The organism is Streptomyces neyagawaensis, assembly GCF_023516595.1.
Taxonomy (GTDB): Bacteria; Actinomycetota; Actinomycetes; order Streptomycetales; family Streptomycetaceae; genus Streptomyces; species Streptomyces neyagawaensis.
In genome coordinates this window covers 153,662-171,997 of sequence record NZ_JAMGBG010000005.1, presented here as the reverse complement: position 1 = coordinate 171,997, position 18,336 = coordinate 153,662, and the positions used below count along the sequence as shown (strand labels likewise).

Sequence of the window (18,336 nt, the reverse complement as noted above, 5' to 3'; positions counted from 1 at the left end):
AACGAGGGACGTTGTCGCCATGAATGGAGTCGCACCGGTGCCGCTGGACCTGCGGTTCGAGTCGGAGTTGCCGGCCGGGGTTCTCGACGGGCACGCGGTCATCGCGGTCAGGCCCCCTGCGGATCTCGATCCCGCGTCCACTGCCGTCCTACGGCTGCGCCTGTTCAGTGCCCGCATCACCTCCCTGCACCGCTGCACGACCTCCTCGCCGCCGGGCGCCACGATGGAGGACGTGCGGCCCCGGTTGTGGGCGGAGCAACCGCACGTCCTCATCTGTCCGCTCGATCCCCTGTCCACCTCGGACGCATGGAAGTACCACCTCAGGTGGGCGATCGATCCCTCGGAGGAATCCTTCGGCCTTGCCGACGAACAGTGCGCGCTGTTCGACGTCCGTCTCCTGGCCCGGCACCCTGACACCGGGGACCGTGTGCTGGCCGCCAAACCCATCAAGGCGGCCTGGGAGGCGCCCCATCCCGTCAGGGATCTCAGCGCCCTCGCCCACCTCGCGGCCCACGGCCGCCTGCCCCGGCCACTGGCCGACGCCATCACCGACCTGGCCGACGCGAACGGCCCGTCGGCGCCGTTGTGCCAATACTGCGTGCCCCACTGGGAGTTGGAACTGCTGACGTACACCGACCGCGTCCGGGATCTGGCCGCACACCACGGTGAGACCCAGGTCGCCCGCCTCCTGGCGCGATGGGATCCCGGCCAGGGGTTCCACCACCCCGGCCGCCAGTACCACCGGCCCTGCCGCTGCCGGCGCCTCCAGTTGGGGGCCCGCCCGGAGGCTCATAAGGACTGGCAGGCGGAGGCCGGGGGCGAGTGGTGGTCACCGGACCCCCACGTCCGCGAGCGCCTGGAGGCCCGGATGCGGCAGCAGGTCGCGGCGGCCCGGGCACGCCACCTCGCGCACCGGCGCCGGTTCCTGGGGGACGTCTGACGGGGCGTGGGGACAGGTGGTCCTCCGGGTCACCTCGTCGACCGTCCAGGCACAGCCTGTGCGGGCCCGGCTCGCGGGACGGGCTCCGCGGATCCCCCGCAGCGACGCGTACGGATCAGCGCAGGACGGCTTCCAGCAGATCTGTGCCCAGCGTCGTCATCTCGGCCAGGTTGAGGGTGTAGTGGACGTACCGCCCGTGCCGCTGGGTTTCCAGCAGGCCCGCGCGACGCAGGACGGCGGGGTGGCGGGAGACCTCCGGGGGCGTGAGTTCCCAGGCGTGGGCAGGCTCACCGGTGGTGTGCGGGCCCCGGGCCAGGGTGCGCAGGAGCCGCAGCCGTACCGGATGGGCGAGTGCCTCCAGCCGCAGGGCGACCGTTTCCAGCGGCACCGGCTCCGACGGACTCGGCTCGGCCACGGGGTACTGCACCACCGGCCGCCATCCGGGCGCGTGGATCACCACCAGGTGCGGGCGACCGAAGTGGCTGGGGATGAAGGTGACCCCGGTGCCGTGGGCGGAGGTCGCGTTGTCCTGGAGTTCGTCCACGACGATGCTGTCACCGTCCGGCGACAGGGTGACCGCGCCGGAGACCGAGGCGAGGGCCCCTCGGACGCCCTGGCGGCCACGGCTGGGGTGCGCCGGCCGTGGCCGCGGTGTCCGTGGTCTGCGCCCTCGGCGAGATCCTCTACGCGTGCAGCGCCACCGCGCTCGTCACCGCCCTCGCCCCCGCGCATGTCCTCGGACGTGCCCTCGCCCGCTTCCAGCGCTCCACAGGCTTCGGACTCGCCGTCTCCCCCGCGGTCATCACCGCTCTCGCACCCCACGGTCCGGCCGCCCTCCGGGGCAGCCTCGCCGCCGCGACGCTCCTGTCCACCGCCGCAGTCGCCCGCTGAGCGGGACCGGTCTCCTCGTCGCGATGCGGTCGGTCGAACGGCGGCAGGGACAGGAGCCGTCCCGGCGTGCGGTGGTCAGTTCTCCTGGCGCCAGCGCTGGTTCGCGCCGCCCGAGCAGCTCCACAGCTGGATCTTCGTGCCGTTGGCTGTGCCCTGGCCGGCGGCGTCGAGGCAGAGGCCGGACTGCACCGCGGTGATCGTGCCGTCGGCGCCGACGGTCCACTGCTGGTCCGCCTGGCTATTGCAGTCCCAGATCGCCACGGGGGAGCCGTTGCCCGCGGACTGGCCGACCCCCAGGCACTTGTTGCCGTAGACGACCAGCTGCTTGCCTGCGGTGTGGGTCCAGCGCTGGTTGGAGCCGCCGTTGCAGTCCCACAGCTGAGCCTGGGTGCCGTTGGTGGTGGTGGAGTTGTTGATGTCGAGGCAGCGACCCGACTGCTGGCCGACGATCTTCTGGCTGTCGGAGGGCTGCGGCGGTGGCGTGTTCGAGTCGAACTGGGTGAAGAACTGCCACACCGCGCCCGACGTCCAGGTGCGCCAGCCGCTCCCGGTGGACCCCTCCAGCGGACCGGGGTCGTGGCCGCCGTCGAACGCCGCCCAGACGACCGGGTATCCGGACCTGCAACCGGAGTACGTGGTGATGATGTGCCGGAGGCTTCCGGATGCCGGCTCGGGCGGGTTCTGCCGGGTGCAGCCGTTGTTCCGGACGAAGGTGTCGCGCAGTTCCCGTCCGAGGGAGATGGGCAGCACGTTGTCCCTGAGGCCGTGCAGACCCATGTAGGCGATCGGCTGGGTGCCGCCGTTGCATCCGCTGAGGTTCGCGCCGGAGTAGACCGCGACGGCGCGGAAGACCGTGGCCCGCGAGCAGGCGATGGCGTACGACATGCCGCCGCCGTAGCTGAAGCCCGCGGCGAACAGCTGGGCGGTGTCGACGCACAGGCCGGCCTGGATCTGGCTGACCATGGCGTCGACGAAGGCCAGGTCCTGGCCTCCGGGGTTGGCCCAGCCGTTGCCGTTGCCCTGGGGGGCGACGAAGATCGTGCCGTTGTTGGCGGTGTCCGCCAGGCGCCGCAGACCGTAGTAGGACCAGTTGTATCCGTCCGTTCCGCCCGAGTCGACGTCGTTGGCCGTACCGCCCCGCCAGTGGAAGCCGAAGATCAGCCGGTAGGGGCGGTTGCTGTCGTAGCCGGCCGGGACCCGCAGGATGTAGCTGCGGGTCTGGCCGCCGCTCTGGATCGTACGGGTGCCGCTGCTCAGCGCCGGGGGCTTGCCGCATCCGGCGCTGCCCGCGGCCGCGGCCCTCGTGGCCGAGGGTGGCGCCCCGGGGGTGCTGCCCAAGGAGCTTCCCGCGGTCGTCAGGACGAGGATCAGCGCGGCCACGAGGGACATCAGGAGCGGTTGGCGTCTCATGTTCTCCTTCTTCCGTGCTCGACAGATGGAAGGGGAGTGCGGGTGGAAACGCAGTGCCGGTCGATCCGAGGCAGAACGGACGAAGGCCGCATTCTGTTCCTCGGATGCGCGGGGAACGGGACGGAGAGCGCCGTGCCGTTCCGAAGGGGCCAGAACGCCCCGAGATCATTCACTGGGAACCCTCAGGCATCCCATGTCGTTAGTGATTCCACACACCCCTGTGACTGTCAATAGCCACGCCAACCTCGACTGGAACCGCATCCGTCCCATGTCTAGGGCGAGTTGACGGCAACGGGGCAGGGCGACAACCGCGTACGGTGACTGCCCTGCCCCGGTGACCGCGCGGCGGCCGGAAGTGGCTCGAATCGAACGCGATCAGGCGTCCGCCGCGGCGGTCACCGTCTCGGGGTCCACCCCGGTCAGTTCGGCGATGCGGTGCGGCGGCACGCCGGCGGCCAGTGCGCGCCCGATCAGGCCGTCCCGGCCGTCCGCGCAGTCCCGGTAGGAGAGCAGCTCCTCCTCGATCCGCGCGAGCGGCTCCGGTACCAACTGGTGGCGGAGCCGGCTCGTCTCCTCGTCGCTCAGCGGGACGGGCAGCCGTTCCGCTCCCTCGGGGATCGCCGCGGTCTCCTCCGGCGGCAGCAGACGCAGCTGTGGTGAGGTGCGCGTGATTCCGTGGGCGTCCAGCCATCCGTGTACGGCGGGGGTTTCCATGCAGGCGAGATCACCGACGGCGGCGGGGGCCACTCCGAGCGACGAGGACACGTCGTCCAGCAGGAACAGGTAGGCGTCGTCGGTCATCCTTTTTCTCCTTCACATCGGTGTGAGACGGCGATCGGATGACGTCCCATTACCCCGAATTTCGTGATGGTGACGTCGAACTGGGGGAACTCCCGCGTGGCCGGTTCGACCGGCGCGGCGGCCGGCGCGGGCGGGGAACTGCTTGGTCAGCCCGTCAGAGTGCCCCCGTCCGAGGACAAAAAACCCGCAGGTCTTGAGGGTGTGGAGCCGCGACGGCCGGGCAAACGGCGGGGCGGAGGTGGAAAGAAATGGTTCCTTTGTTGCTCGTTCTGCTGCTGGCTCTGATCCTTTTCGGCGCCGGTTTCGCCCTGAAGGCGCTGTGGTGGATCGCCGTCATCGTGCTGGTGCTCTGGCTGCTCGGCTTCGTCGCCCGCTCCACGGGCCCCAGTGGTCAGCGGGGCCGCTGGTACCGCTGGTAGGCGGCACTACGCACCAACACGCACAGGTGAGGCCGACGCGCGGAGCAGCGGCCTGAGCCGGGAGCGGGGCGGCTGCGGGTCCGCAGCCGCCCCGCTCCGCGCTCCTGGGTCCGGTCAGCCCCGGACGATGTTCTGGGCCTGGGGGCCCTTCTGGCCCTGGCCGATGTCGAAGGTGACGTGCTCACCCTCGGTCAGCTCGCGGTAGCCGGAGCCCTTGATCTCGGAGTAGTGGGCGAAGACGTCGGGGCCTCCGCCGTCCTGCTCGATGAAACCGAAGCCCTTCTCCGAGTTGAACCACTTGACGGTGCCGCTTGCCATACTGTTCGATCCTTCGTTCATGCCCGGGAACAGCCCTTCATCCGGGCATGCTCCGGCTCGGTGCACTCGCACGAGCCACAGCTTTTCTACCCCGTAACCCCCGGCTCACCCGACCGGCGACACAGCGGTTCCTCGCCGAAGTTCGAGCGGGCCCGGAGCCCGGGGCCGCCGATGTGGGCTAGCGCGGTGCGGTCAGGGCCGTGCCCGCCGTGAACTGCCACCAGTTGATGTTGAGCAGATAGCCGCTCCCTCCGGTGAAGCGCAGGTAGAGGTCCTGGGTGCCGGTGGCGCCGCTCACCGGGCAGTTGACCGTCGTCCATGTCTGCCAGCCCCCGGTGCCCGGCACACCGCACCGGCCGACGACCGTCCCGTTCGGGGAGCCCAGGCGCAGTTCCACGGTGCCGCCGCTGCTGCCGGAGGCCACCCGCGCGGCGAACGAGGACGCGCCCGACCCGAAGGCCACGCCCTTGACCTTGAGGTGGTCTCCGTTCTCGATCCAGCCGACGTTCATGCCGCCTTCCGCGGCCGGTTCGGTCTCGATCCCGGAACCCCAGGCGATCGTCTCGGCCTCCTGGCGCACATACGGATTGAGCGTGCCGACCTGAGGCGCCCCGGTGTTCGTCATGGTGATCGTCGGGATCGTGCCGTCGGCGTTGTAGGAGAACCTCTCCACCGCGACCGAGCGGGTGTAGCCGCCCCCGCCGGGGAGCGCACCGTTGTGGTAGAAGAAGTACGAATTTCCCTTGAAGTCGATGATGCCCGGGTGGTTGGTGAAGCTGCTGCCCTGGGTGGGCATGACGGTCCCCCGGTAGGTCCAGGGACCGGTCGGGCCGGGCGCCGTGGAGTAGGCGATGAACTCCGAGCAGCACTTGGCCGCGAACACCAGGTAGTACAGCCCGTTCCGTTTGTAGACCCAGGGGCCTTCCTCGTACAGGGTGGGCCGGTTGGGGTCGCCGGTGCGGGTGCCGAACCCGGCGGTGGTGAGCGGGATCCGGGTGGGGCTGCCCGAGTAGGAGGTCATGTCGGCGTTCAGCTTGACGTACCAGAGGTTCGGGTTGCCCCAGTACAGGTACGCCTGGCCGTTGTCGTCGATGAAGACGCTCGGGTCGATCTCGCCGTTCTCCACCAGCGGGCGGCCGAGGGCGTCCCGGAACGGGCCGGTGGGGCTGTCCGCGACGGCCACGCCGATGGCCATCCGGCCGGTCGCCCGGTTCTTCACCGGCACGTACCAGTAGAACCGGCCGCCCCGCTGCACGGCCTGTCCCGCCCAAGCGTCGGCGGACGCCCAGCTGAACGTGGCGAGGCTGAGCGGAGAGCCGTGGTCGGTCCAGTTGACCATGTCGGCCGAGGACCAGACCCGCCAGTCCTTCATGGTGAAGTAGGTGGACCCGTCCTCGTCGTGCCCGGTGTAGAGGTAGACCCGTCCGTCATGGACCAGGGGAGCCGGGTCGGCGGTGTAGACGTGCTGCACGATGGGGTTGTCGGCCCTGGCCGCCGAGGGCTGCACCACGGCGGGAACAAGGGCGAACGCCAGCACGAGGCCCGTGATCCAGGGGACTGCCCGGGTGAGCCGCGCTCTGGGGGCGGATGACCGCCGAGCGGGGATCACCACGGCCTCCGGGGAATCCCGGTAGGCGCAGGAGCTGGCGGACGGTGCGCGATGTCCCTCATGTGCGGCTCCACTTCTGGCCGGACTGTCCGTTGCAGCTCCACAGGACCGCCGCGGTGCCGTTGGCGGTGCCGGACCCGTTGACGTCGAGGCACAGCCCGGAACGGACGTTGCGGATCGACCCGTCGGCCTGCGTGGTCCACTTCTGGTTGTCCTGGCCGTTGCAGGGCCAGATGATGACGCGGGTGCCGTTGGTGGTCCCCTGGTTGTTGGCGTCCAGGCACTTGTCGCCGAAGACGCGGATCTCGCCGCCGGCCCAGGTGGTCCACAGCTGGTTGGCGGCGGTGTGGCAGTCCCAGATCAAGGCCGCCGTCCCGGCCGCGGTGGAGGCGCGGTCCACGTCCAGGCAGCGGCCGGACCCGGTGCCGCGCAGGCGGGCGGTGGTGGCGGCCAGTGCGCTGCCGCCGCTGACCCGGAACACGGCGACGCCGTGGGCGGGCACGCTCGCGGAGACCTGGCCGGTGGTGCTGGAGGTGGCACCGGTCCACAGGTCGGTGAGGGTGAACGGTCCCCCGGTGAGGCCGACTTGGGCGGCGGTGGTGGTGACGGTCGCGGCGCTGCCGCCCCGGTTGAACAGGCCCACGGCGACGGAGCCGTCGGCGAGGGGTTTGGCGAACACCTCGGTGCTGCCGTCGTCACGGACGCGGCGGCCGCCGGCGCCGAGCCGGTCCTGGTTGACCGCGAGCAGGCGCGGGTTGCGCAGGATGGCGCTGACGTCGGCGGACATGGTGCGGATGTCGTTGCCGGCCATCAGCGGGGCCGCCATCAGCGCCCACAGGGCGAAGTGGGAACGCGACTCGGTCAGCGACAGCCCGGGACGCCCGACGACCAGCATGTCCGGGTCGTTCCAGTGACCCGGGCCGGACTGTGCGGCCAGGGGTGCGGTGACATCCAGGACGTTGCCGACCCCCATGGGGTAGCTGTTGGTGTTGTTGTTCTGCCAGATGTCGAGCAGGTCCTCCGTCGTCCGCCACAGATCCGCCACCTCACCCCAGTTGTACGTGGAGCCGGTGATCGCGTGGAAGCTGTTGGGGTTGATGCTGTAGACGATCGGCCGCCCGGTGGCGCGCAGCGCGTCGCGCATGACGGTGAACCGGGCGACCTGCTCGTCACGGGTGCCGCTGGAGGAACACCAGTCGTACTTCAGATAGTCGACGCCCCATGAGGCGAACGTGGCGGCGTCCTGCGCCTCGTGCCCCCTGCTGCCCGTCGACCCCGGGTAGGCACCGGTGGTCTGCGCGCACGTGCGTTCACCCGGCACCTGGTAGATGCCGAACTTCAGTCCCTTGCTGTGGATGTAGTCGCCGAGCGCCTTCATCCCGCTGGGGAACTTGGTCGGGTTGGCCCGCAGGTTGCCCGCTCCGTCGCGCTGCGGGTCGAACCAGCAGTCGTCCACCACCACGTACTGGTAGCCCGCGTCCTTCATCCCCGAGGACACCATCGCGTCCGCGGCCTGACGCACCTGCGCCTCGGTGATCCCGCACCCGAAGCTGTTCCAACTGTTCCACCCCAGGGGCGGAGTGAGCGCCGGGCTGCCCGGCGCGGCGGTGGCGGTGGAGTGGACGGAGGCCGTCACTGATGCGGCGACCGTCAGTGCGGCGGCGGCCAGGACATGGAGCAGTCGCCTGCCTGATCGTGTGGGCACGGGGGCTCCTTTCGGGGAGAGCACCGTGGGGGGAACCACCCCTCATGTCACGCCCATGACATGTCGACTCAGGGATGGATGGGGGTGGATACGAAATTTCGAACCGGATTCGGAAAGTTTGGGTGTGACGGATCCTAGAGAGACGCGTGAACATGTCAACACCTTCCGGGCGTGAACACTGCTCCCTCGCGCCGATACAGAGGAAAAGGTCACATCAATCCGAGGCACGACAACAACAAACGCGTCGACCGGACACCCACCCATTCCGAATGTTTCGATGTCTGGATCGCATCGTGCGCCGAGCGTCGGTCAAGCCCGTCCTGCCGAAGAGATACACGGCCACCTCGCCGACCCGGGCGCGACCACGACTGAGAACACGAGCAACCCCTTCTTCTCGCGGTGCGCTTCGATGACGGCCCCTTCCGTCGGTCCGTCACCTTCACCCCGGAGGGAGAGCGCAGGAAGTCGACGGCCGCGGAGCCCTTCCCGCCGCGGTAGACAGCTGGGGAATCGGCCTCGCCGTGGAGTGACACGCCACCGGATGGTCTATCCGGCCCGTTCACCGGCCTCGCGAAATAACGTGCTAAATATGAAAAAATCGCATTTCGCCTCCCTGGTCTGTACGGCAGCGGTCATCGGCACGGGACTCGGGGCCGCCCCGCCGGTCGCCGCCCATCACAGGATCCACGTGGTCCATCCCGGGAAGTCGATCCAGAAAGCGGTGGACTCCGCGAAGCCCGGAGACACCGTTCTCCTGGCCTCCGGCACGTACCACGAGAGCGTCACGATCACCACGCCGCGGATCACTCTGCGCGGCATGGGCCGCGGCGCCGTCATCAAGCCGGCCAAGACGAACGCCGGCAGTGGCTGCGCCCAGGGCGCCAACGGCATCTGCGTGACCGGGACGAAGGCCCGCAGCGTCGCCGGCGTCACCCTCGCCTCCCTCACCGTGACCGGCTTCACCGGGAGCGGTGTGGTCGCCACGTCGACCGACCGGCTGACCGTGCGCCGGGTGACCGCGACGAAGAACGGGGTCTGGGGCATCGCGCTGGAGCGTTCGGTGCGCAGCGTGCTCCGGTCGAACACCGCCCGGGGCAACGGCGACGCCGGGCTGTTCCTCGCGAACGCCATCAAGGCCGAGGAGGGCGCCCAGGACACCCGGGCGACCGTGGTCGAACGCAACCACGTGTCGGACAACAGGATCGGCATCACCGTCCGGCGCCTGCGCAACCTCACCGTCGCGGACAACCACATGACCGGCAACTGCGGGGGCATCTTCGTCGTCGGCGACGAGAACAAGCCGAAGACCGGCGCCCTCACCGTACGGGACAACCTCGTCGCCCAGAACAACAAGTCCTGCCCCAAGAGCTCGCGCCTGGAGGCGATCCAGGGCTCCGGCATCGTGCTGACCGGTACCGAGGACATCCTGGTGGCACGGAACCGGGTCATGGACCACGCCGGCACCTCTTCGCTGTCCGGCGGCATCGTCCTCTACAAGAGCTTCGTGGGGACCCCCAACGAGCGGAACAGGATCGTCGACAACTTGGTGACGGGCAATGCGCCCGCGGACCTCATCAACGCGGACACCGCCCAGACCAACACCTTCGAACGCAACTCCTGCCGGGCGTCCCTGCCCACGGGGCTGTGCTGACCGGCGCCGTGGTCGTCCATGGACGGTCACTCATGAACTCGAGAAAAGGAAGCGGCGCATGACGACCGCACAGACTGCACCACCGCCGGCCATGCGGCTCCGGGAGCTGGTGTTCGGGGCCGCGTGCGCCGCCGCCATCCGTGCGGCCGCGCGGCTCGGGGTCGCCGACGCCCTCGGTGACGACCCGATGCCGGTGACGGACCTCGCCGCCGCGGTGAAGGCCGAACCGAAGCCGCTGCGCCGGCTGTTGCGGGCGCTGACCTGCTACGGCATCTTCGCCGAGCGATCGGACGGGACCTTCGTCCACACCGACATGTCCCGGCAACTGCGCGAGGACGCCCCGGACAGCCTGCACTTCATCGCGCTGTGGTGCACCGAACCCTGGACCTGGGACGCCTGGCCCCGGCTGGACGAGGCGGTCCGCTCCGGCCGGAACGTCGTCGAGGACCTGTACGGGAAGGAGTTCTTCGACTACCTCAACAACGACGCGCCGGAATCGGCCGATGTCTTCAACCGCGCCATGACGACCTCCAGCGCGCAGTCCGCGCGGGACGTCGCGCAGTTCCTCGACCTGTCGGGGAGCTCGACCGTGGCCGACATCGGTGGCGGCCAGGGGCATGTGGTGGCAAGCCTGCTGGAGAAGCACCCGTCGCTGACCGGCATCCTGCTCGACCTGCCGCGTGTCGTGGAGAACGCCGACCCGCGGCTGCGGCCGGGCGGCGCGCTCGCGGACCGGATGCGCATCGTCCCCGGGGACTGCCGTACGGCCGTCCCGGCCCGCGCCGATGTGTACATCATCAAGAACATCCTGGAGTGGGACGAGGACAGCACCCGCCGGACCCTGCGCAACGTCATCGAGGCGGGCGGTCCCGGAGCACGGGTCATCGTCATCGAGAACCTCGTCGACGACACGCCCTCCATGCGGTTCAGCACCGCCATGGACCTGCTGCTCCTCCTCAACGTCGGAGGGGCCAAGCACACCACCGAGAGCATGGTCGCCAGGCTCACCGACGCGGGCCTCGTCATCGGCGACATCCGCCCCGTCAACCCCTACCTGCACGCGTTCGACTGCACCGTCCCCGGGTGACCGCCTCCCCCGGCGGATCCCCCGGGCAGCCGGTCGCCGGGCACACAGTGTCGTGTGCCCGGCGACCCGGCGCCGCGCCTCGGTCCCACCGGTTCAGGAGGGGGTCTCCCGCTCCCAGCGGTAGAAGCAGTGCGCCATCGCGTCCTTCGGCGAACGCCAGGTCGCCGGGTCGTAGGCGGTGACGTACGCCGACAGCCGTTCGCTGACGTCCTGGAACAGGGGGTGCCCGGCCGCCTTGGCGATGGCGGGGCCGGGGTCCCGCTCGGACTCGATGAGGTGCAGGTACACATCACCGAACTGGAAGAGGCTGCGGCGGGCGACCCCCACCAGGTGGGGCAGTTCCCCCCGGTCCGACTCCCCGAACACATCGGCGATGTCGGGGGCCGACCCCGGGGCCATCCGGGCGACGATCAGAGACTGGTGCATCGTGCTGTCCTCCGTCGGATCAGTCGGACAGCGTCGGCACGAGCCGGCGTTCCTTGGCGGCCTGCTCGATACGGTCCCGGATCAGGGCCATCTGCACCTTGGAGTTCCGGTTGATGTTGTCCGTCATCCAGGCGTCGTCGACCGGTGCGTCCGGCTTCATCTCGAAGTCCTGCGTCCACACCATGCGGGTGCCGGCCGGGACCTCCTCGTACTGCCACAGGATGTTCATGTGGGCGAAGGGGCCGGTCTCGATGCGGCGGGCCCGCACGCTGAGGGTGTCGCGGTCGGTCTCCCGCTCCGAGACCCAGGTCCACACGGTGCCGTTCTCGTCGGGGTGCATGGTCAGCCGGAACGTGGTCCGGTTCCCCTCCCGCGAGATGATGTCGGCGGAGGCGTACTCGCTGAACAGCTGCGGCCAGTTCTCGACGTCGTTGGTCATGTCCCAGACCAGGTCGACCGGTGCGCCGATGGTGATCTCGTTCTGCGTGTGTCCGGCCATGTCAGGCTCCCGCGGGAAGTGCGCTGTTGACGGCGTCGAGGAACTGTCGGGGGCTCTTGCTCTTCTCCGAGTCCGGGGGCATCGGCGTGCCGTAGCGCTTCTCCAACTCGCCCACGATGCCGAGCAGCCCGAGCGAGTCGATGCCGAAGGTGTCGAAGCTGTCGTCCGAACGCTCCCTGAGTTCCTCGGGGGCCACGGTGATGCCGGCGGCCTTCTTCATCAGCTCGGCCAGCTCTTCCGCCGTGATGTTCTCACTCATGCGGTTTCTCTCCTTGCTCCGTGATGTGTGCTGACGAGGCCTCACTGGGAGGCCTCGGTGGCGCCGCGCCGTAGCACCAGCGCCGAGTTCGACCCCATGAGTCCACGGCTGAGGACCAGCGCCGTGCGCAGCTCGGTGGCGCGGGCCCGCGTCGTCACGAGGTCCAGGTCGTGGCAGACGTCGTGGACGTTGGGGGTGGGGGGGATCACGCCGTGCTCCATCGCGAGCACCGCCGCGGCGACGTCCAGGACGGGTGCCGCGCAGTAGCCCCGGCCGATCGCGGTCTTCGGTGCCGTCACCGGGACCCGCCGGCCGTGGGCGCCCAGCGCGTCCGCGATCGCCAGGGCCTCGGCACGGTCCGCCTCCGGTACGCCGAGGGCGTCGGCGAAGACCACGTCGATCTCCTCGGGTGCGCAGGCGGCCTCCTCCAGGGCGCCCCGGATGGCCTGCGCCAACCCCTCGCGGGACTGCCGCCAGCGGGAGGCGCCGGTGAACGTCGCCGCGTGCCCCGCCAGCGTCGCCCGTGCGGACGCTCCCCTTTCCCGGGCCGATGTCTCGGCCTCGACGACGAGCATCGCGCCGCCCTCGGCAGGCACGAACCCGCAGGCCGCGGAGGTGAACGGGCGGTAGGCGCACTCCGGGACCTCCTCCGTGCTCAGCTCCTCGTAGCCGAGCTGGCAGACCATCGAGTAGGGGGCCAGGGGCGCCTCGGTCGCCCCGGCCACCAGGACGTCCGTGCCGCGTCGTACGGCCCGCGCCGCGTGCGCCAGCGCGTCCAGACCGCCGGCCTCGTCGGCGGCGACCACTCCGCAGGGGCCCTTGAAGCCGCGGCGGATGGAGATCTGGCCGGTGCTCGCGGCGTAGAACCAGGCGATGGACTGGTAAGGGCCCACGTAGCGGCTGCCCTTGTCCCACAGCTGCTGCAGTTCCCGCTGGCCGAACTCGCCGCCGCCTGAACCGGCCGCGGTGACCACGCCCACGGAGAACGGCGAGGCGTCGGTGTCGGACCGGTTGAGGCCGGCCTCGTCGATCGCCAGGTCGGCCGCCGCCATGGCGAAGTGGGTGAAGCGGTCGGTCTGGACGAGGTAGCGCTCCTCGACCGCCGAGGGCGGATCGAAGTCCCGGATCTCACCGGCCACACGCAGCGGCAGATGCTCGCACCCTTCGCGGGTGACCCGGTCCAGCACGCTGATGCCTTCCCTGGTCGCCTTCCAGAAGGTCTCGGTGCTGGTTCCGTTGGGCGCCACCACGCCGATCCCGGTGACGACGGCGCGCCGGGTGTGCGGTTCGCTCATCACGTCTTTCCCTTCGGCCGGGTGAGGACCACCGCGGACTGGAAGCCGCCGAAGCCGCTGCCCACGGAGAGGACGCTGTTCAGCCGCCGCTCCCGGGCCACGCGCGGGACGTAGTCCAGGTCGCACTCGGGGTCCGGGGTCTCGTAGTTCGCGGTGGGCGGGACGACCTGGTGGGCCAGGGCCAGCACGCAGGCGACGACCTCGATCGCTCCGATCGCGCCGAGGGAGTGGCCCACCATGGACTTGATGGAGCTCATGGGCGTGTCGTAGGCGTGGGCGCCCAGGACCCGTTTGACCGCGGCCGTCTCGTGTCGGTCGTTCTGCTGGGTTCCCGACCCGTGGGCGTTGACGTAGTCGATGGCCGTGCCGTCGAGCCGGGCATGGTCGAGGGCGCCCTCGATGGCGCGGGCCATCTCCAGGCCCTCGGTGGTCAGGCCGGTCATGTGGTAGGCGTTGCCGAAGGTGGCGTAACCGCCGAGCTCGCAATAGACGTGCGCGCCGCGCGCCCGGGCGTGTTCCAGCTCCTCCAGGACGAGTACCGCTCCGCCCTCGCCCATGACGAACCCGTTGCGATCGGCATCGAAGGGCCGGGAGGCGTGGGCGGGATCGTCGTTGTTCGGGGAGGTGGCCTTGATCGCGTCGAAGCAGGCCATCGTGATGGGGGAGATCGGGGAGTCGGAGGCACCCGCCATGCACACGTCGGCCCTGCCCTCCTCGATCGTGTGGAAGGCGTACCCGACGGCGTCGAGGCCCGAGGTGCAGCCGGTGGAGACGGTCTGCACCGGCCCGCGCGCCTCGAACCGCTCCGCCACCGTCGAGGCGAGGGTGCTGGGCGAGAACGCCCGGTGCAGATGCGGACCCGCCTCCCGGTGGTCCACGTCCCAGCGCTGCCCGCCATGGCTGACCAGGACGTAGTCGTGCTCCAGCCGGGTGGTTCCGCCGACGGCGGTACCCAGGGAGACGCCGACGCGCCAGGGGTTCTCGGCGGCGAGGTCGAGGCCGGAGTCCCGTACCGCCTCCTCCCCCGCGGCCAGCGCGAACTGGATGTACCGGTCGCAGCGTGCGACCTCCTCCGCCGTCAGCCCGTGGGCCGACGGGTCGAAGTCGCACTCGGCGGCGATCCGTGAACGCAGTCCGGACGGGTCGAAGAACGTGATGCCCCGCGTCGCCGTGCGGCCGTTCGCGAGGAGATCCCAGAACGCCGGTATGCCGATCCCGCCGGGGGCGACGACGCCGATGCCGGTGACCGCGACGCGCCTGGTCATGAGCCCACTCGACTTCGCTCGGCGATCCGGTGGCCGCTCTCGTGGGCCGCGACCGGCGCGGCGTCGGTCTCCTCGGTGTCGACGTGGCCGAGCGGCGGGCTGGGGGCCAGCGGGCCGAGGTGGAAGACCAGGCGGGCCTCCACGTTGCCGACGTTGCGGAAGCGGTGCCGTACGTGGGCGGGGATCATCAGGCCCTGCTCGGGCAGCAGCGGATGGGGTTCACCGTCCAGGTCGACCTCCAGCTGCCCGCAGACGACGTAGATGAACTCCTCGGAGTACGGGTGGTAGTGCTCGGCGATGCGGTCGCCGGGCTGCACGATGGCCACGCCCATGAAACCGCTGGTGGAGCCGACTGTGGTGGGGGTGAGCATGGCGCGTAGATCGCCACCGCGCCTGGTGTTGGGCTCGATCTCACTGAGATCCACGATCGCGGGATGGCTGTTCGTCACGGCGTTCCTCCGAACTGGTGCTGTGGAAAGACGAGAGGGGCTGTCACGGCCCGGGGAAGGGACGGCGGTCAGGCGCCGGGCGCGCGGCGGTCGGTCACGAGACGCATGTGGGCGGCCGTCACGAGGGGAGCGTGGGCGCCCTTCTCGGGTGCGGAACCGTTCACGCCGAGGGCTCCCTCGTCGAGAAGCGCCATCAGCTCGGCCGCCTGTCCCCGGTCCGCGGGGCCGAAGACGGCGTCGGCATCGGTGTCGGACCCGGCGCGGACATCGACCAGCCGCACCACGACGTCGTCGCGGTGGAAGATCGTGCTGCGCAGCACCGGTCCGAGCGTGTCGTCCGCGGCCGCCGCGTCCTGCCGGGCGAGCAGTTCCGCGAGGCGCATGCCGCAGCCCTCGCGGGCGGGGTAGTAGTAGGCGCGCCGTTCGGCGTTCCCGCTCTCCTGGCCCGCCGTCACGTGGTGCACGGCGGGCAGGGCCGCGCGGGTGAAGAAGAGGCGGGCGGACTCCGGGTCGTCGAGGTCCCGGTCCTGCTCCAGGTACGGGTTGATGGCCTCCTCGACGGCTCGCACCTCGGGCTGACGGGCGACGTGCCGCAGCGCGGCGAGCAGGTCGCCCCGGACCTCGATGGCCCGCACGACCCGGTTGCCGTGCATGAACAGGGAGGTGCGGCAGAGCCGGGTGGTGGCGTCGACCTGCGGCTTCGGCGGGTCGTAGTCGGCGAGGATCTTGGCGACGACGTCCTCGCTGCCCGGCTTGACGGTGAAGGTGAGCGCGTGCCGGATCACGCCGTCACCGATGCGGGGTGACGCCTGGAGGCGGCGCTGCCCGGACGCGGCCTCGCCGGCCGGGCCGCCGGTCTCGCGGACGATGTGGAAGCGCAGGGACCGGGTGTCGCGGACGCAGCTGTGCAGCGGCTCCACCATCCGTACGTGTTCCTCGCTGTTGACCCAGGTGAGGAAGGGCGGGGCGCTCTCCCACTCGCTCGTGATGAGCCATTGGGAGGGGTTCTCGATGGACTGGCACAGCTGGTCGCTGACATGCCCGGGGACGGACGCGACCTGGTTGCACAGGCCCTCGTACGCCTCCAGGAACCGCTGCTGGGCACCGTCGTGGACGTCGACCAGCAGGACGACCCGCAGCCGGGAGCCGTCGAACACGGACTGGGAGACGCGCTGCGATGCCGGTGACGCCGGCGGTTCCGAAAGGCGGTCAGATGTGGTGGTCATCCTGCGCACTTCTCCTTCGTTGGGCGGAGGCGGACGAATGTCGGTTTCTCGATCCTGTGCCCGGCTCGGGAAGCGCGCGACTCGTGTGCTCTGCCCAGGTGACCTCCATCGGCTCGACGCGAAAGGCGGGGCCCCGCGCGCGACGGCGGGCGGCCGTCCGCGCCCATGGGAAAGCCGCTGTGGCCATCACGCGACGAGGGCGTGACGGCAACAGCGGCTGGCGTTTCCGGCGCACCGTCAGGGGGGCGGCCGGTCGGCCCCCCTGTGGTGTGTGGCGTCGTTTCCGGGGGTCAGAGGGCCAGGACGGTGTCCAGGACCTGGCGCAGGGTCGTCTCGGGGTCGGTGACCCGTTCCGTGGATCGCCACGCCACGAACCCGTCGGGGCGGACGAGGACGGCGCCCGAGGATGTCGTGCCGTGGGCGGCCGACCAGCTCGCGCCGCCGACGGGTGTCAGCTCGGCGTCGGGCCCGTCGCCGAGCCGGTACGACGTCAGGGGGACGGGCGTCGACGCGGCGAGACGGACGGCGGCCTCGTGCCATCCGCTCGGGGCGTCGGCGTCGCTGAGGAGGACGAACGACCGTTCGTAGAGGTCGAGGGTGGAGATCTGTTCGCCCCGGTGGCGTACCGGTACGTGGGGTGCCCTGCTGCCGGGTTCCCCGGACAGGTCGAGGCGCTCCGGTACGGCCGGTGTGGCGGGGTCGGCGCCGACGACGGCGCCCTGCGGATAGCGGTAGCCGAGGGCCACGTTGAGGATGCCGCGCTGGGGGCCGCCGCCCTGCGCGCCGGGGGGCGGGGCGAAACCGGGATGGCTGTGCTCGACCGACCGTGCGGCGGCGCGGGCGCTGGTCGCCTCCGCCACCGGGCGGCGTTCGGCGTCGTATGTGTCGAGCAGTCCCTCCCCGGCCCAGCCGCCCAGCACCGCGGCCAGCTTCCACGCCAGGTTGTGGGCGTCCTGGATGCCGGTGTTGGAGCCGAACGCCCCGGTGGGGGACATCTCGTGGGCCGAGTCACCGGCCAGGAAGACGCGGCCCGACCGGTAGCGGCGGGCGACCCGCTGGGCCGCGTGCCAGGGGGCCCTGCCGGTGATCTCCACGTCGAGGTCGGCGTCGCCGATCGCGCGGCGGATGTGTGCGACGCACCGCTCGTCGGTGAACTCCTCCAGGGTTTCGCCGTGTTCGGGGTGCCAGGGGGCGTGGAACACCCAGTTCTCCCGGTTGTCCACGGGCAGCAGCGCGCCGTCGGCTTCCGGGCTGGTCAGGTAGCAGACGATGAAGCGCCGGTCACCGACGACGTCGGCGAGCCGGCGGGAGCGGAAGGTGATGCTGACGTTGTGGAAGAGGTCCCCGGGACCGCTCTGCTCGATGCCGAGCTGCTCGCGGACGGGGCTGCGGGGGCCGTCGGCGGCGACGAGGTACTGCGCGCGGATGGTGGTGTGCTCGCCCGTCTCGCGGCTCTTGACCACGGCGGTGACGCCGGAGGGGTCGTCGGTGAACGACATCAGCTCGGTGGCGTAGCGCAGGTCGCCGCCGAGGTTCCTCGCGTGGTCGAGCAGGACCGGCTCCAGGTCGTTCTGGCTGCACAGGCACCAGGCGCTGGGGCTGAACCGGGCGAGGCCGCCGCCCGCGTCGATCTCCTTGAACAGCCACTCCCCCGCGTCGCCGACCAGCGTGGGTGTCTGCAGGATGCCGTGGTTGTCGGCCAGCGTGGCGGCGGCCTCCCGGATCCCCGGCTCGACGCCGGCGGCCCGGAACAGTTCCATCGTGCGGACGTTGTTGCCTCGTCCTCGGGGGTGGATGGAGGTGCCGGCGTGGCGCTCCACCAGGATGTGCCGTACCCCCAGTCGGCCCAGGAACAGCGAGGTCGACAGGCCGACGAGGGAACCGCCGACGATGAGGACCGGGACCTGAGGAGTCGTGGGGTCGGTTTGATCGTCTCTTGGGTTCACCGCTCGCCTCCAGTGCTGCGTGGCCGTCGATTCGGCCGCATGCGGCCGTGCGGTTCATGCATGCCCCGCGGTACGGGGGCCGCGTCACGCTTCACCCGCTGGACCGCCCGTTTCGCCGAGTCGCGGGCGGGCCGCCCGCG

At 70.7% G+C, this 18,336-nt stretch carries 17 protein-coding genes and 2 pseudogenes; 5 read left to right on the top strand and 14 right to left on the bottom strand.

Features of this window, described 5'->3' with window-relative positions; all coding sequences use genetic code 11:
• The first annotated feature begins 19 nt into the window (after nucleotides 1-19).
• Entirely contained in the window at nucleotides 20-940 is a 921-nt protein-coding gene (locus M8J73_RS03125; protein WP_157873057.1) for a hypothetical protein, read from the top strand.
• Between the two features lie 115 nt (nucleotides 941-1,055).
• Here the strand turns inward: M8J73_RS03125 and M8J73_RS03120 are convergent.
• Nucleotides 1,056-1,559: pseudogene (locus M8J73_RS03120) on the bottom strand (ArsR/SmtB family transcription factor); the annotation flags it as partial.
• On the opposite strand from M8J73_RS03120, the pseudogene M8J73_RS03115 reads away from it, so the two are divergent.
• Nucleotides 1,559-1,831, top strand: a pseudogene (locus M8J73_RS03115) (MFS transporter); the annotation flags it as partial. The pseudogenes M8J73_RS03120 and M8J73_RS03115 sit on opposite strands and share 1 nt — an antisense overlap.
• Before the next feature lie 75 nt (nucleotides 1,832-1,906).
• On the opposite strand, the gene M8J73_RS03110 reads toward M8J73_RS03115, so the two are convergent.
• Both M8J73_RS03110 and M8J73_RS03105 read right to left on the bottom strand, forming a co-directional pair.
• A complete protein-coding gene (locus M8J73_RS03110; RefSeq protein WP_055537370.1) occupies nucleotides 1,907-3,220 on the bottom strand; it encodes an RICIN domain-containing protein in 1,314 nt (437 codons plus the stop codon).
• Nucleotides 3,221-3,616: 396 nt separating this feature from the next.
• A complete protein-coding gene (locus M8J73_RS03105; RefSeq protein WP_055537371.1) occupies nucleotides 3,617-4,042 on the bottom strand; it encodes a DUF6003 family protein in 426 nt (141 codons plus the stop codon).
• A 248-nt stretch (nucleotides 4,043-4,290) separates the two neighbouring features.
• Between M8J73_RS03105 and M8J73_RS03100 the strand changes: the two genes are divergently transcribed.
• Complete coding sequence (locus M8J73_RS03100) at nucleotides 4,291-4,461, top strand: DUF5670 family protein (RefSeq protein ID WP_055522083.1); 171 nt, start codon at nucleotides 4,291-4,293, stop codon at nucleotides 4,459-4,461.
• 114 nt (nucleotides 4,462-4,575) lie between these two features.
• Here the strand turns inward: M8J73_RS03100 and M8J73_RS03095 are convergent, their stop codons facing one another.
• The 3 genes from M8J73_RS03095 to M8J73_RS03085 all read right to left on the bottom strand — a co-directional run bounded on the left by M8J73_RS03095 (nucleotide 4,576) and on the right by M8J73_RS03085 (nucleotide 8,093).
• Nucleotides 4,576-4,779 carry a cold-shock protein gene (locus tag M8J73_RS03095; protein ID WP_055522082.1) on the bottom strand — a complete coding sequence of 68 codons (204 nt, stop codon included), beginning with the start codon at nucleotides 4,777-4,779 and terminating at the stop codon, nucleotides 4,576-4,578.
• 178 nt (nucleotides 4,780-4,957) lie between these two features.
• Nucleotides 4,958-6,316 (bottom strand): glycoside hydrolase family 43 protein, encoded by a 1,359-nt coding sequence (locus M8J73_RS03090; protein WP_240501034.1) that lies wholly within the window; start codon nucleotides 6,314-6,316, stop codon nucleotides 4,958-4,960.
• 130 nt (nucleotides 6,317-6,446) lie between these two features.
• On the bottom strand, nucleotides 6,447-8,093 hold the full coding sequence (locus M8J73_RS03085) for a glycoside hydrolase family 27 protein (RefSeq protein WP_055537372.1): 1,647 nt from the start codon (nucleotides 8,091-8,093) through the stop codon (nucleotides 6,447-6,449).
• A gap of 589 nt (nucleotides 8,094-8,682) precedes the next feature.
• On the opposite strand from M8J73_RS03085, the gene M8J73_RS03080 reads away from it, so the two are divergent.
• Together M8J73_RS03080 and M8J73_RS03075 are read left to right on the top strand one after the other, a co-directional pair.
• Nucleotides 8,683-9,744, top strand: a complete 1,062-nt coding sequence (locus tag M8J73_RS03080) for a right-handed parallel beta-helix repeat-containing protein (RefSeq protein WP_055537373.1) — start codon at nucleotides 8,683-8,685, stop codon at nucleotides 9,742-9,744.
• Nucleotides 9,745-9,802: 58 nt separating this feature from the next.
• Entirely contained in the window at nucleotides 9,803-10,831 is a 1,029-nt protein-coding gene (locus M8J73_RS03075; protein WP_055537374.1) for a methyltransferase, read from the top strand.
• Between the two features lie 93 nt (nucleotides 10,832-10,924).
• On the opposite strand, the gene M8J73_RS03070 is transcribed toward M8J73_RS03075, so the two are convergent.
• The 8 genes from M8J73_RS03070 to M8J73_RS03035 all read right to left on the bottom strand — a co-directional run bounded on the left by M8J73_RS03070 (nucleotide 10,925) and on the right by M8J73_RS03035 (nucleotide 18,196).
• Nucleotides 10,925-11,257, bottom strand: coding sequence for a TcmI family type II polyketide cyclase (locus tag M8J73_RS03070; RefSeq protein WP_055537375.1), 333 nt, complete (start codon nucleotides 11,255-11,257; stop codon nucleotides 10,925-10,927).
• Between the two features lie 19 nt (nucleotides 11,258-11,276).
• Complete coding sequence (locus M8J73_RS03065) at nucleotides 11,277-11,756, bottom strand: SRPBCC family protein (protein ID WP_055522077.1); 480 nt, start codon at nucleotides 11,754-11,756, stop codon at nucleotides 11,277-11,279.
• A gap of 1 nt (nucleotide 11,757) precedes the next feature.
• Entirely contained in the window at nucleotides 11,758-12,015 is a 258-nt protein-coding gene (locus M8J73_RS03060) for an acyl carrier protein (protein ID WP_055522076.1), read from the bottom strand.
• A 41-nt stretch (nucleotides 12,016-12,056) separates the two neighbouring features.
• Nucleotides 12,057-13,310 (bottom strand): ketosynthase chain-length factor, encoded by a 1,254-nt coding sequence (locus M8J73_RS03055; RefSeq protein ID WP_055537376.1) that lies wholly within the window; start codon nucleotides 13,308-13,310, stop codon nucleotides 12,057-12,059.
• Nucleotides 13,310-14,575 carry a beta-ketoacyl-[acyl-carrier-protein] synthase family protein gene (locus tag M8J73_RS03050; protein WP_055537377.1) on the bottom strand — a complete coding sequence of 422 codons (1,266 nt, stop codon included), beginning with the start codon at nucleotides 14,573-14,575 and terminating at the stop codon, nucleotides 13,310-13,312. Before M8J73_RS03050 ends, M8J73_RS03055 begins: the two co-directional genes overlap by 1 nt.
• Nucleotides 14,572-15,024 carry a cupin domain-containing protein gene (locus M8J73_RS03045; protein WP_372503882.1) on the bottom strand — a complete coding sequence of 151 codons (453 nt, stop codon included), beginning with the start codon at nucleotides 15,022-15,024 and terminating at the stop codon, nucleotides 14,572-14,574. The genes M8J73_RS03050 and M8J73_RS03045 overlap by 4 nt, the downstream gene beginning before the upstream one ends.
• Before the next feature lie 68 nt (nucleotides 15,025-15,092).
• Complete coding sequence (locus tag M8J73_RS03040; protein WP_055537378.1) at nucleotides 15,093-16,250, bottom strand: SchA/CurD-like domain-containing protein; 1,158 nt, start codon at nucleotides 16,248-16,250, stop codon at nucleotides 15,093-15,095.
• A 290-nt stretch (nucleotides 16,251-16,540) separates the two neighbouring features.
• Nucleotides 16,541-18,196, bottom strand: a complete 1,656-nt coding sequence (locus M8J73_RS03035; protein ID WP_055537379.1) for an FAD-dependent oxidoreductase — start codon at nucleotides 18,194-18,196, stop codon at nucleotides 16,541-16,543.
• Nucleotides 18,197-18,336 lie beyond the last annotated feature (140 nt).

Coding starts and splice junctions, on each gene's coding strand:
- M8J73_RS03055 (WP_055537376.1), bottom strand. CDS start 13,310: ATGAGCGAACCGCACACCCGGCGCGCCGTCGTCACCGGGATCGGCGTG.
- M8J73_RS03110 (WP_055537370.1), bottom strand. CDS start 3,220: ATGTCCCTCGTGGCCGCGCTGATCCTCGTCCTGACGACCGCGGGAAGC.
- M8J73_RS03105 (WP_055537371.1), bottom strand. CDS start 4,042: ATGACCGACGACGCCTACCTGTTCCTGCTGGACGACGTGTCCTCGTCG.
- M8J73_RS03075 (WP_055537374.1), top strand. CDS start 9,803: ATGACGACCGCACAGACTGCACCACCGCCGGCCATGCGGCTCCGGGAG.
- M8J73_RS03125 (WP_157873057.1), top strand. CDS start 20: ATGAATGGAGTCGCACCGGTGCCGCTGGACCTGCGGTTCGAGTCGGAG.
- M8J73_RS03050 (WP_055537377.1), bottom strand. CDS start 14,575: ATGACCAGGCGCGTCGCGGTCACCGGCATCGGCGTCGTCGCCCCCGGC.
- M8J73_RS03070 (WP_055537375.1), bottom strand. CDS start 11,257: ATGCACCAGTCTCTGATCGTCGCCCGGATGGCCCCGGGGTCGGCCCCC.
- M8J73_RS03040 (WP_055537378.1), bottom strand. CDS start 16,250: ATGACCACCACATCTGACCGCCTTTCGGAACCGCCGGCGTCACCGGCA.
- M8J73_RS03100 (WP_055522083.1), top strand. CDS start 4,291: ATGGTTCCTTTGTTGCTCGTTCTGCTGCTGGCTCTGATCCTTTTCGGC.
- M8J73_RS03095 (WP_055522082.1), bottom strand. CDS start 4,779: ATGGCAAGCGGCACCGTCAAGTGGTTCAACTCGGAGAAGGGCTTCGGT.
- M8J73_RS03060 (WP_055522076.1), bottom strand. CDS start 12,015: ATGAGTGAGAACATCACGGCGGAAGAGCTGGCCGAGCTGATGAAGAAG.
- M8J73_RS03065 (WP_055522077.1), bottom strand. CDS start 11,756: ATGGCCGGACACACGCAGAACGAGATCACCATCGGCGCACCGGTCGAC.
- M8J73_RS03080 (WP_055537373.1), top strand. CDS start 8,683: ATGAAAAAATCGCATTTCGCCTCCCTGGTCTGTACGGCAGCGGTCATC.